10 protein-coding genes, 2 tRNA genes and 1 pseudogene are annotated in these 12,808 nt (G+C 52.0%); 6 read left to right on the top strand and 7 right to left on the bottom strand.

What is annotated here, in order from left to right; all coding sequences use genetic code 11:
• Position 1: 1 nt before the first annotated feature.
• On the top strand, positions 2–631 hold the full coding sequence (locus tag ACR9EC_RS10920; RefSeq protein WP_435299254.1) for a DUF5063 domain-containing protein: 630 nt from the start codon (positions 2–4) through the stop codon (positions 629–631).
• 69 nt (positions 632–700) lie between these two features.
• Here the strand turns inward: ACR9EC_RS10920 and ACR9EC_RS10925 are convergent, their stop codons facing one another.
• Entirely contained in the window at positions 701–1,846 is a 1,146-nt protein-coding gene (locus ACR9EC_RS10925) for an ABC transporter permease (protein ID WP_435299255.1), read from the bottom strand.
• A gap of 2 nt (positions 1,847–1,848) precedes the next feature.
• Positions 1,849–2,910 carry an ABC transporter ATP-binding protein gene (locus ACR9EC_RS10930; protein WP_435299256.1) on the bottom strand — a complete coding sequence of 354 codons (1,062 nt, stop codon included), beginning with the start codon at positions 2,908–2,910 and terminating at the stop codon, positions 1,849–1,851.
• A gap of 230 nt (positions 2,911–3,140) precedes the next feature.
• On the opposite strand from ACR9EC_RS10930, the pseudogene ACR9EC_RS10935 reads away from it, so the two are divergent.
• From ACR9EC_RS10935 to ACR9EC_RS10945, 3 genes and pseudogenes are all read left to right on the top strand, one after another.
• Positions 3,141–4,429, top strand: a pseudogene (locus ACR9EC_RS10935) (aspartate kinase).
• Positions 4,430–4,495: 66 nt separating this feature from the next.
• Positions 4,496–5,596 (top strand): aspartate-semialdehyde dehydrogenase, encoded by a 1,101-nt coding sequence (locus ACR9EC_RS10940; protein WP_435299257.1) that lies wholly within the window; start codon positions 4,496–4,498, stop codon positions 5,594–5,596.
• Between the two features lie 411 nt (positions 5,597–6,007).
• Positions 6,008–7,084 (top strand): 3-deoxy-7-phosphoheptulonate synthase, encoded by a 1,077-nt coding sequence (locus tag ACR9EC_RS10945; RefSeq protein ID WP_435300652.1) that lies wholly within the window; start codon positions 6,008–6,010, stop codon positions 7,082–7,084.
• A 218-nt stretch (positions 7,085–7,302) separates the two neighbouring features.
• On the opposite strand, the gene ACR9EC_RS10950 is transcribed toward ACR9EC_RS10945, so the two are convergent.
• The 4 genes from ACR9EC_RS10950 to ACR9EC_RS10965 form a co-directional block, all read right to left on the bottom strand.
• A tRNA-Pro gene (locus ACR9EC_RS10950) sits at positions 7,303–7,379 on the bottom strand.
• Positions 7,380–7,512: 133 nt separating this feature from the next.
• A tRNA-Pro gene (locus ACR9EC_RS10955) sits at positions 7,513–7,586 on the bottom strand.
• Positions 7,587–7,667: 81 nt separating this feature from the next.
• Positions 7,668–8,462, bottom strand: coding sequence for a metallophosphoesterase (locus ACR9EC_RS10960; protein WP_435299258.1), 795 nt, complete (start codon positions 8,460–8,462; stop codon positions 7,668–7,670).
• A 141-nt stretch (positions 8,463–8,603) separates the two neighbouring features.
• Complete coding sequence (locus ACR9EC_RS10965) at positions 8,604–10,904, bottom strand: transglycosylase domain-containing protein (RefSeq protein ID WP_435299259.1); 2,301 nt, start codon at positions 10,902–10,904, stop codon at positions 8,604–8,606.
• 299 nt (positions 10,905–11,203) lie between these two features.
• Between ACR9EC_RS10965 and ACR9EC_RS10970 the strand changes: the two genes are divergently transcribed.
• Both ACR9EC_RS10970 and ACR9EC_RS10975 read left to right on the top strand, forming a co-directional pair.
• Positions 11,204–11,368 carry a DUF4177 domain-containing protein gene (locus ACR9EC_RS10970; RefSeq protein WP_435299260.1) on the top strand — a complete coding sequence of 55 codons (165 nt, stop codon included), beginning with the start codon at positions 11,204–11,206 and terminating at the stop codon, positions 11,366–11,368.
• Between the two features lies 1 nt (position 11,369).
• Entirely contained in the window at positions 11,370–11,837 is a 468-nt protein-coding gene (locus ACR9EC_RS10975) for a RidA family protein (RefSeq protein WP_435299261.1), read from the top strand.
• A gap of 91 nt (positions 11,838–11,928) precedes the next feature.
• On the opposite strand, the gene ACR9EC_RS10980 is transcribed toward ACR9EC_RS10975, so the two are convergent.
• Positions 11,929–12,609 (bottom strand): Crp/Fnr family transcriptional regulator, encoded by a 681-nt coding sequence (locus tag ACR9EC_RS10980; protein WP_435299262.1) that lies wholly within the window; start codon positions 12,607–12,609, stop codon positions 11,929–11,931.
• Positions 12,610–12,808: the final 199 nt, after the last annotated feature.

The following is a 12,808-nucleotide window of genomic DNA, read 5'->3' on the forward strand; positions in this document are numbered from 1 at the left end:
TATGACTGCACAGCACACGCCAGATAGCGTCAGGTACGAAGAGACACTTCAAACTCTTGAATCACTTGCAGAACTGTCGAAAGTGGTTGTTCCGCGTGTGCGTGGTTTTCTACAAACAGTCCTGGATGTTGCGTCTGGGGGAGACCCAGACTCTAGCGTGTCGCTCCTTGTTTTAGGGCTTTCCGATGTTTTAAATGCCGGTGCGCACCTCGGCGCGGTTACCGACATTATTCCGCCAAAAAGATTTGAACCAGATTTAGAAACTGAACTGGATTTTGATCCGTTGCGGACGGCTTTACACCACTATTTCGATGGCATTGACACGTATGTTGAAGTGATTGATCCGGTACTTAGTCCAGAAGTTGGTGCAGCGGAGCTTTCAGCAGATTTGGCAACCATCGCAGAAAGCCTCACTCACGGGTTACATCACTATGATGCGGGGCATGAAGTAGAAGCTTTGTGGTGGTGGCAGTTCTCTTACATTTCGTTGTGGGGTGAGCGTGCCTCAAGCGTTTTGCGTGTCTTGCAGATGGTCCTTATGCATATGCGCATGGACGTGCCAGACGACGTTGCAGAAGCCGCAAAATTTGAGGCCCTCTTCGGAGCTGAAGAAGACCTCGCACGCGACTAAAACCATGGATATGTGAAGGGGCGGGTAGAACATATATGTTCTGCCCGCCCCTTCACGCGTGTTAACGCATTAGGCGATACGGATGCCTTTAGGAAGTTGACGGTATGGTGCTTTCAACCGGCGTTGTGTTCCATACAATGCTGCTGCACCGATAACAAGGTTTATTGCGAGACCCCACGGCCACACTGGTGACGAAGTTTCTTTCTGGTTGAGCAAAGCTTCTGCTTCTTCAACGCTCCGAACGCTGCCGTCTTCCCTGCACCAAGCCTCGTTGTACGAAATTCCTTCACCGACGCGGGCTGTGCGGACTCCATGGCTGACTGAAGCGAGGGGGTCACTGTCGACATAGTAGTCTGGTGCGTCGTTTGTTAAAACTGAAACGTCAGCGACGATAACAAAGGGGTTTGGTGCCAACAGCCACCAGAAAGCTTCTGTGGGGGTGCTTTGGTCGTAAGTATCTTGAACAGCGCAGGTTTTTGGGTGCCCAGTTATTTCAGAGTACGTGTTTGGCGCCATTTCTTTAACTTCTTCATTGTTCATGAACACGACCATGGACACACCAAACAACACAACTAAGATTCCGCTGACGAACGCAACATACAGGTAACTCATCACCGTAGACGTAGCGGTTTTCGCCATGCGCGCTGACATGTACAAGCTGACTGCACAGACAACAAGAAGAACGAATGACATTGCGGCAAGAACTGCCACAACAGACCACACTTTTACGCCACCTGCACCGAGCGACCACACGATAAACGGCACCGAAATGATGAGGAACGCCATCGCTGAAATCCAGCTTGCGAGGAGCTTTCCTACAGCAATCTCAAGCGGAGTAAGGAGCGAAGCTTGCAATATCGCCAGTGTGCCACTTGCCCGATCGCCATTAATGGCAGTTGACGCAAGCGTCGGAGTGATCAACAACCCCATAAAAAGAATGAAATAGACGTTGACCCCAAAAATCATGGGACCAACATGCGAAACTTGGGTGCTTCCAGTCATGGAAGACGCTGTAGCGCCCGCAATGAGTAAACAAATCGCTCCAACACCCAAGAACCAGATGAGAAGAGCTATTCTCCACTTTGATGAGCGTAAACGCTGAGTAAGTTCAAGAGTTGTAACTGTTTTTACACCATGCCACGTAAAGCGCGGTGTTTTGTCCATAGACGTGTCAGGCGCGGGGGTGAACGCGGTGTGCTCTGTTGAAGTAGCCATGATCAGCGACGCTCCTCATTCAACGCAAGATACGTGTTTTCAAGTGCCCCACCTTGTGGACGGAACTCGACAATAGGTACAGACGCAGTGATCGCGTCAGACAAGAACCGGGCCGCGTTATGTTCACCAGCAATGTTCACGAGTATGGAGCCGTCAGTGTTTTGGGCAAAAGGAACCTGAATGGAATCGACCCATTTCACGAGAGGCTCACGGTCTAATGCACGAACCTGCCATGTTTTGCGACCCTGTCGCGCCTCATCAACGGTTTCTTGGGCGACAGTTCGACCACCAGAGATAAAGATCGCGTCGTCGACCATTTCGTCCAGCTCAGCGAGAACGTGGCTGGAGATCAAAATGGTTGTGCCCTGTGCGGCAAGTTCACGAATAATTCCACGCAGTTCAATACGTGAACGAGGATCAAGACCGTTAGCTGGCTCGTCAAGAATAAGAAGACGAGGGGAATGCATCAGTGCGCGGGCTAAACCAAGACGTTGCTTTTGCCCACGTGAAAGAACATGAGCCGGCTTGTCTGCAAAATCAGTCAAATGCACGGTGGAAAGTAACTCATGAGCACGCGCAAGCGCGTCTTGAGGATTCATACGGTACGTGGCACCGGTGGTTGTAAGAGCCTCAAGAGCAGTGAGTGAATCCCACATGCCAAACTGGTCTGGCATCCAACCAATGTGCGAGCGAACCTGATAGTTGTGAGTAACAGGGTCATATCCGCATACGCGAATGGAACCCTCGTCAGGTGCCAGCAAACCCGCAAGCATCAACATCAGTGTGGTTTTACCGGAACCGTTTGGCCCAATCAGCGCGGTAACTTTACCTTCCCACACATTTAATGTTGCGCCATTTACTGCGACGAACGAACCAAACCGTCGCATAACACCGGTGGTGGAAATAATGGCGGTGCGCTCACCATCAGCGTCGCTGAGTGGCACTCTCTCTTCAGGGGCAGCAGTAGTGGGCTCCCCATCTTCACCTTGCGGCGTGGGAGGTTCCTGTACTGGAGTACTCGGCTCATCCTGCGATTGAGCCTGCGCATCTAGTTCGTTCGACATATCAACGAGGTTACTTGTAAGGACTTCGAGAATAATCAACCCGCGGTATGAAATCGGTATATATGTGTACCCCCACAGGTCAATAACGCAATCACACACAAGGCACGTGTGGCCGTATTTACATGTGGGCACCATTGTGGGAAACACGTAAAACCGAATAGCATGAGGTGTTCAATGACTACCTGGTGGACGTTTAAATCAACGGGACCAGCCTAGGACGGAGCAAAACCGTGGCCTTAATTGTGCAAAAATACGGCGGCTCTTCTGTATCTGACGCAGAGAGCATCAAACGCGTAGCAAAACGCGTAGCCGAAGCAAAAAAGTCAGGCAACGATGTGGTCGTTGTTGTTTCCGCAATGGGAGACACAACAGATGAACTCATCGACCTCGCCAACCAAGTAACCCCAATGCCACCACAGCGCGAAATGGATATCCTCCTCACCGCTGGTGAACGCATCTCCATGTCTTTGCTTGCAATGGCTATCAACAACCTCGGAGTGAAAGCAAAATCTTTCACCGGCCAACAAGCAGGCGTTATCACCGATGCCGTCTACGGAAAGGCACACATTGTTGACGTTGTGCCAGTGCGTATACGTGAAACCATCGAAAAAGGTGCAGTGGCAATCGTTGCAGGATTCCAAGGGGTCAACAAACTCTCAAACGATGTCACAACCCTAGGCCGCGGCGGCTCTGACACGACTGCTGTCGCACTAGCTGCCGGGCTTGGCGCTGACGTATGCGAAATTTACACAGACGTCGACGGCGTATTCACTGCCGACCCGCGCATCGTGCCAAGCGCACGCAAAGTAAACCAAATCACGTACGAAGAAATGCTTGAGATGGCAGCCTGTGGCGCAAAAGTTCTCATGCTTCGATGCGTCGAATTTGGGCGACGATACGACGTACCCATTCACGTGCGATCGTCATTCTCTGGGAAAACCGGAACGCTTGTCACCAACGAAACTTTGCTTGTATCTGAAAAGCCCGAGGAGTCAGCCGTGGAAGATCCAATTATCACCGGTGTCGCACACGACCGGTCCGAAGCCAAAATCACCATCGTCGGTGTCCCCGACGTGCCCGGAACCGCAGCACGAATCTTCGAAGTTGTTGCAACATCAGGCGCCAACATCGACATGATTGTGCAAAACGTTTCTGCCGCATCAACCGGCCTGACAGACATTTCATTCACACTCCCAGAAGCAGACGGCCCAGCAGCGCTCGCTGCTTTGCGTGCGGTGCAAACAGAAATTCATTTCGCGTCGCTTCAGTTCGACGATCAGGTCGGAAAAGCTTTTCACTCATCGGCGCTGGCATGAAATCGAGTCCTGGTGTTTCGGCTAAGCTCTTTGCCGCTTTGCGTGATGCTGGCATCAACATTGAAATGATTTCGACGTCAGAGATCCGTATTTCAGTGGTGACGCGTGAAGATTCACTTGACGATGCTGTGCGTGCGGTGCACTCGGCGTTCGGTTTGGACGCTGACGGTGAAGCCGTTGTCTATGGCGGAACAGGCCGCTAACCGTATTTTTACGACGAGACACTTTGAACTTTTAAACAAGTCCGCATGTGCGGCAAAGGAAACGTTATGAGCACCCCATTACATATTGCTGTCGTTGGGGCGACAGGGCAGGTCGGCGAGGTCATGCGTGATCTGTTGGACCAGCGTGGTTTTGAGTATGCGTCCATCAGGTTTTTCGCTTCAGCGCGTAGTGCCGGAAAAGTTATTCCTTTTCAAGGCAAAGACATTGTCGTGGAAGACGTTGCTACCGCTGATCTCACCGGTATTGATATTGCGTTGTTTTCTGCTGGTGGGGCAACGTCAAAAGAGTTTGCGCCAAAATTTGCTGATGCAGGCGCATTCGTTATCGATAACTCGTCTGCATGGCGTTTAGACCCACAGGTGCCGTTGATTGTCGCTGAGGTTAACCCAGAAGCGGTTCTTGACGCTGAAAAGGGCATTATCGCGAACCCTAACTGCACAACAATGGCCGCTATGCCTGTGCTGAAGCCGCTCGCTGACGTGGCAGGGCTGAAACGTTTGGTCGTTACCACTTTTCAAGCAGTATCAGGGTCAGGGTTGGCTGGCGCTCAAGAACTCGACGAGCAAGTGCGTGCCGGCGTAACGCAAGACTTGTTGGGCTTAGTGCGTGACGGATCTTCGGTGAAACTGCCAGAACCAAACAAATATGTGCACCCAGTAGCGTTTAACGTCGTTGCGCTTGCCGGAAACATCGTAGATGACGGTTCGAACGAAACAGACGAAGAGCAAAAACTCCGCAATGAGTCACGCAAGATTTTAGGTCTTCCTGATTTGAAGGTCGCTGGAACATGCGTGCGAGTTCCCGTGTTTTCAGGTCACTCGCTGTCAATTAATGCAGAGTTCGACCAGGACATCACTCCAGAGCAGGCAGCGCAGATCCTTGCAGCAGCGCCCGGTGTAGAACTTGTTGACGTGCCTAGCCCCCTTGCGGCGGCAGGCGCGGACCCGAGCCTTGTTGGACGTATCCGACAAGACCAGTCAGTTGACGGTCACAAGGGTCTTGTTTTGTTCATCTCAAATGACAACCTTCGTAAGGGTGCGGCTCTTAATGCGGTGCAAATCGCAGAAGTTCTTTCTGACGCGATTCGTCGCGGACAAGAGCAGAGCGCTCGGGGTGGTTGCGGGTGCAGTGGCTGCGGCTGCTAAAACAGGGTGACCAGTAGGTTTAGGCGTGGAACAAGGTTTCTTGTTCCACGCCTTTTGCTTTGCAGCTATCACAGCGTTGCCACATGCGTGATTTCCTGTGGATGAAAACTTTGCTTACAGACTGTCCAATAAGTAGGACGAATTCCCGTGCTGGTTGATCGCTTACAGACGAGAGTGCTACGTTATCTTCATGACCGGACGTTGGTATTGGCAGTTTACGCGGGCTCCCGGTGGGGCCAAGCGGGTAACCGCCTGACCAATTTTCCACCCGGAGCCAGCACAGGGCTAAGACACTCACACAGTGAGTCGATCTTGGCCCTTCGTCGTTAAAAGACGGGGCCGCTCCGGTAGTAATGGAGTGAGCGTGTGGCTCCGTCTGATACAGATCAGATAATTATGGAGCCTTACATTATGTCGTTAGACCAAGCGCTTGACGCCCCCGCAACCTCAGACTTACGCATTCGTGCGCTTAACCCACTTCCTAGCCCCCGTCAGATGCTAGACGAACTTCCGCTTTCTGGTCGTAGTGCAGCCCTCGTGACGCAAAGCCGCGAAGAGATCCGCAATGTTCTTAACGGAACAGACCAAAGAATTTTGGCAGTCGTGGGTCCGTGCTCCATCCACGACCCACAAGCAGCCCTCGACTACGCACAACGTCTCGCTGCACTCGTCCCAGAAGTCGAAGAAGACTTGCTCGTCGTCATGCGCGTGTACTTTGAAAAGCCACGCACCACACTAGGGTGGAAAGGCCTCATCAACGACCCTGGCATGGACGAAAGCTTTGACGTGCAGCGCGGACTGCGTACAGCACGCGAAGTCCTCCTTAGCGTTCTTGAGCAAGGTGTTCCTGCAGCAACTGAATTCCTTGAACCAACCTCGCCACAATTCATTGCCGATGCGGTGTCATGGGGAGCGATCGGCGCACGTAACCCAGAAAGCCAAGTGCACCGTCAGATGGCGTCTGGACTGTCTATGCCTATCGGGTTCAAAAACGCTACCGACGGTGACGTGCAGGCAGCAGTAGATGGATGCGTTACAGCGGCAGCAGAACACACGTTCTTCGGTATTGATTCGAATGGGTTGGCTTCAGCGGTGGCAACGTCTGGAAACCCTGACTGTCACGTTATTTTGCGTGGTGGACGTGGCGGACCAAACTACGATGACGCATCAGTTGCAGACGCCGTTTCAGTGATCGAAAAATCCGGTATGGAACCACGACTCGTTATTGACGCGTCACACGGAAACTCAGGTAAATCTGAAGTGCGTCAGGCTGAAGTTGTTCGTGAAATCGCGGCATCCGTAGCACAAGGAAACACGCATGTTGCAGGCATCATGATGGAAAGTTTCCTTGTAGCTGGAAACCAAAGCCCAGCCCCACAGGGATTAACATACGGTCAGTCAGTGACAGATAAATGCATTGATTGGGACACGACTGCTCAACTCTTGCGTGAACTTGCTGCCGCGTCACGCGCACGCCGCGCACACTGACCTGCAAGACGAAGTTAATCCGTAATCGCTCACAACGTTAAGAATTGTTGCTTCTTTCTGCACAATCACGTGCAGAAAGAAGCAACAATTTTTTATACAGTTCAGTTTTGCCATAGTGATAAGCGAATTTCACAGCTTACATAAACGGAATCTGCGTCGACAACGATGAAACGCAGGCCACATATATAAGGTCTGTTGAGAAAGAAAATTATGTGCCGTGGTCGGGGTGACAGGATTTGAACCTGCGGCCCCGTCGTCCCGAACGACGTGCGCTACCAAGCTGCGCCACACCCCGATGCGTTAACCGCGGTTCTAACCATACTCCTGCATGTTTTATAGGAAAAAACATGTGACAGGCTGTCGGTAAAAGGGACAGACTGGAAAAGCAAGATGAGCCCGACACGTGTGTGTCGAGCTCATCTTCTCGGTCGGGGTGACAGGATTTGAACCTGCGACCTTCCGCTCCCAAAGCGGACGCGCTACCAACCTGCGCCACACCCCGAGTTGTTTGTGCAACCTCTTAAGCATAGCCGATCCGTAGAGCGCGAAAGCCCTTTTTTAGTGCACTGTGATCAACAGCGCATTAGGCGGGAATGAGTGTCAGAAGTGTTGCTTCTGGGCGGCACGCAAACCTTACTGGCGCATACGGTGATGTGCCTAGCCCACCGCTCACATGAAGCCAACACGATTCTTCTCCGCCACGCATATCAGGCCGCGCATACGGCCAGCCGTGTAAACCGCGGGCGCGGCCACGGTCTATATCGCAGTTTGTAACTAGTGCGCCAAAACCAGGAACACATAACTGCCCGCCGTGCGTGTGGCCAGCAATGATCATCGAGCATTGGTCGTCGTGCATAGCGTTAAGTACCCGGGTGTAAGGGGCATGAACAACCCCCACACGCACTGCAGGAGCTTCAGGGGAAGACTCTGGCATCGTTTGCGCCTCAGGGTACACATCGCGATCAATGTGCGGGTCATCAACACCCACAAAATCGAACGTGGTATTCCCGATAACCGCACGATCACGCGTATTTGACAGGTCTAACCAACCTGCACGAGACAAATGACGTCCAAGTTCTGCCGCCGGTAGGTTTGGCGTTGAAGAAGTGAAAGGGATACGCGCATCTGGCAGTAGGTAGCGTGCAGGGTTTTTGAAGCGTGGCGCATAGTAGTCGTTTGAACCCATCACAAAAGCGCCAGGGAACTCTAAGAGTGGCGCTAACGCCCGAGTGAGCGCTGGCAGTGCATTGACATGTGCAAAATTGTCGCCTGTGTCGAGGACAAAATCTGGTTCTAAGTGAGCAAGAGACCGAACCCATTCGATCTTGCGGTGTTGCGTGGGCGTGAGATGCAAATCTGAAAGGTGCAATACACGCACGGGGGTGCTCCCTTTCGGGAGCACCGGAACAGTTACCTGTTTGAGCGTGAAAAGCTTGTGCTTCACAGTACGCGTAGGCAAGGCCCGCCGCGGCAGTGAGAGCACCGTATTTCAGAAGTTTATTCAACGGTGTGCACGCCCTTATTCGTTGTTTTCGTTGGATGAGTTGTTCTGACCCCGGTTCTCATTACCGTCAGTCCTGTTGTCGTTTCCGTTGTTAGACGGACGCGACGAACGGTCGCTGCGCTCGTCTTCTTCCTCATCCTTATCAGAATCTGGTTCTTCGCGTGGTCGTTCAACTTGCCCAAGCTGCGCGCGCCCGATGGAATCGAAACGTTTAATTTCTTTGCCTTTGTGCGCATAGTCCATGAACTCTTTCCACATAGGCGCGGCAAGGGAAGAACCATACATGTAAGGGAAGTAGCGACCGTTGATCGTAATGTGCTGCATCTTCACGTTGTTGCTTTCGGGGTACCCCATCCAGACTGCGGTGGAAAGCTGTGGGGTGTATCCGATGAACCACGCGTCACCGTTACCTTGGGTGGTTCCGGTTTTACCAGCGGAAGGACGTCCACCAGCTAATGCTGCACGTGCTGCACCACCGCCAGGGGCTACAACCTTGGACAGCGCGTATGTCACGCCGTTTACTGTGGCAGTGTCGATGGTTTGCTTGCAGGTTGATTCTGGAACTTTTATTTCTTTTCCGCTGCGGTCTTTCACCTTAGTGATTGCGACCGGTGTGCAGTGCACTCCACCAGCAGCGAAAGTTGCGTATGCGGACGCCATGTCGAGTGGGGTGGAGTTTTGCGTTCCAAGCACCATCGCAGGCTTAGGGTCGGTTGGGTAGTAGCCATCAGCGTCGGCTTTGACTGGGTTTGTTTTGGCATTAGCAAGAGAGTGCGATGTTGCCTTAAACCCAATGTCGGAGGCCGTATCTGCGAGGCTGCACAGGTCCAGTTGGCTTCCCATCGCAGCAAACGCTGTGTTGATAGAAGCTGTAGTGGCTTGTAGTGCAGTTTTTCGTCCGGCTGCACGTCCATCTACGTTTCCTGGCTTCCACGTTCCTACGAATGAGGCACACGACGAGTTGAATTCGCTTTGGTACCAAGTTTTGACGTCGGCGGAAACAGTTTCGTTAAGTGTGTGGCCTTCTTTCAACCATTCAGCGAGAACAAAGGTTTTGAATGTCGATCCGACTTGGAAACCTTGAGAACCACCCATCGGGCCGCTGGCCGAGTAATTAACAGAGGTGTAGCCCTTTTTCTTTTCACTGCTTGGGTTGTATTTACGGTTTTGCGTCATTACCTTGATTTCACCAGTGCCTGGTTCCACGGCGGTAAGAGCGGTCGCAATCATTTTTTCGTTCTTTGCGGGAACGTTTGCTTGAAGGGTTTGGTACGCCTTCTTTTGAGCTTTCACATCGAGTGTCGTGATGATTTCTAGACCACCACGGTAAAGGAGCTCTTTGCGGTCCTCAGTGGTTTCACCAAAAGCTGGGTCTTTAATGATTGTTTTGGTGACGTAGTCACAGAAGAAGCCGTTACGTCCAGCACCTTCACATCCGTTCGTAAACTTTTGGATTTTGAGGGTGTCTTCAACTTTTGTTGCGACAGCTTCGTCGTATTCGGCTTGGTTAATGTAGCCCTGCTGGTACATCAACCCGAGTACGGTGTTGCGGCGACGCTGGTTTTCTTCAGGGTTTTTGCTGGGGTCAAAGTCGCCTGGACGTTGCGTAATTCCCGCAATTGTTGCGGCTTCAACGATGCTGAGGTCTTTTGCGGACTTTGAAAAGTAGTAGTTTGCGGCAGCTTCAACACCATACACGTCGATACCGAACTGGGCGATGTTGAGGTAGTTCGCGAGGATTTCTTCTTTAGACAACGTTTTTTCGACGTTGATAGCAAGCTTTGCTTCGCGTAGTTTACGGTCCAGTTCACCGGCACGTGCTGCTTCAACTCCGGCGTAGTCACCGGCACGTGCAGCCTTGTGGATAAGCACGTTTTTGACATACTGCTGCGTGAGGGTGGAACCACCTTGACGGTTACCTTGCGCATTTTCTAACGCTGCACGTGCGATACCTTGCAGGTCGACGCCGCCATGGGACCAAAAGCGTTTGTCTTCTGTTGCCACTGCAGCGTTTTGCATAGGCAACGAAATTTGGTCGAGTGGAACGACTAGACGGTTTTCCGCATAGTAGGTTGCAAGGAGTGTCTTGCCGTCGGAAGCATAAATTTTAGAGGCCTGCGATGGTGTGTCGATTTCTAGGATGTCGGGGATGTCATAGAAGGTTTCTGTGGCGGTTTTCGTCGCGGCGCTTGTTCCCGCTGCTACCGGCACAATCATTGCTGCGGCAAGGATGCCGCCAACGACAGATAAAACAAGGAATACGACAAGCAAGCCAGCCAACTGAAACGGGCTAATCGAGTGTCTTGAATGATGCATTACAGCTCCAGTATCAGAACTCATCTGGGAGCCAATTCCTGTAGGCGAATGAGAACTCCCATTTTTTTGGGAATCGCGAGGTGATTGGCTCTCGTGAGCAGAATTCGACATGCTCAATACACTACGCGAAATTTTGGCTTTAAATGGCTGAAAAATGCCAAAAAAAGTGTGCGTATTTTGTGACTGCTGTGCTTATCAGCGCATTAAAAGGCAAAGTGTGGCGCGGTCCATAGTGAGAACTGGGTTTTGGCTGTCTGTGGTTTCTGCATAGTTGGGGAGTCCTCCCGTAGGATTGCGGTATGGCTCAAAAGTGGGAATACGTAACCGTGCCGCTGATCATTCACGCGACAAAGCAAATTCTTGACAACTGGGGTTCTGAAGGTTGGGAACTCGTACAGGTTGTAACGGGTCCAGACGGAAATGGACTCGTTGCTTACATGAAGCGTCCGCTAGAAGGTGCATGAGATGTCGATTGCAGAAAAACTGGCAGAACTTGGCATTGAACTTCCAGCAGTTGCAGCCCCTGTAGCAGCGTATGTGCCTGCTGTGACAACGGGAAAGCATGTGTGGACGTCGGGGCAGCTTCCTTTTGTAGATGGAGCGCTTCCAGCTACAGGCAAGGTCGGTATTGGACAAGGCAACGTGAACCCAGACGACGCTGTTGGGTATGCGCGCATTGCTGTGTTGAATGCTTTGGCTGCAGTTCAAGCTGAGATCGGTGATCTCGACAAGATCGCACGCATCGTGAAAGTTGTTGGGTTTGTAGCCAGCGAACCATCGTTCACTGGTCAGCCTGCTGTGATTAACGGCGCAAGCACAACACTGGTTGAAATCTTTGGCGACAAAGGAATCCATGCGCGGTCTGCCGTTGGTGTCGCAAGTTTGCCGTTAGATTCGCCTGTTGAGGTTGAACTCGTTGTCGAATTAGTGTGACTTGTAAACAATCATGGGTGTGGGGAAGACCTGTTTAGGTCTTCCCCACACCCATGTGTTGTTTTACAGCTGGTGACGTAAGTGCGCGATATTAGCGTGCGCGGCGTTCCAGACGGTCGAGGTCGAGAAGAACAACTGCACGTCCTTCGCGTCGAACCCATCCGCGGCCAGCAAAGTCAGCAAGAGCTTTGTTTACGGTTTCGCGTGATGCGCCAACAAGTTGAGCGAGCTCTTCTTGGGTAAGGTCGTGCGCTACACGGATGCCTTCATCAACGCGCTCACCAAAGCGGGTTGAAAGATCGAGTAGTGCTTTTGCTACGCGGCCTGGAACGTCGGAGAAGACGAGGTCAGCAAGCGCCTCGTTCGTGCGGCGTAGGCGACGTGCAAGAGCGGTCAGTAGGTGCTTAGCTACGGCGGGACGTTCTTCAATTACGCGAACGAGTGCGGAGTGTTCAAGTTCGTAGAGAACTGAATCCGATACTGCGCTTGCGGATAGGGAACGTGGGCCTGGATCGAAGAGGGAGAGTTCGCCAAACATTTCGCCAGGACCCAAAATTGCTAGCAGGTTTTCGCGGCCATCGCCGGAGCTGCTACCAAGTTTGATTTTGCCTTCTTCGATGATGTAGAGACGGTCTCCGTTCTCTCCTTCATCAAAGAGAACTTCGCCGCGGTTGAGTTCCACTTTGACCATGGAGGCGACAAGCGAATGACGTTCGTCTTCGTCCATGGTTGCAAATAGTGGTGCGGCGAGAACGACGCTTTCGTTGTCCACGTGACACTTCCTTCACACGAGAAATTATTTCCTCATTTAAGTTTGCACTACGTGTGCAGTTTCACGGTACATGCAAACAGGCATTCAAGCAGGTTTTTCGGAATTCCGCCCGAATGTTTGAGGGTTTTTAGATAGATAAATACGTTTTGACCCTTTTGAAGCTGCAGGTTTTTGAGTCAAACGCGAGCCTATGACGAAT

The organism is Timonella sp. A28 (genome assembly GCF_051200815.1).
Classification (GTDB): Bacteria; Actinomycetota; Actinomycetes; order Actinomycetales; family Cellulomonadaceae; genus Timonella.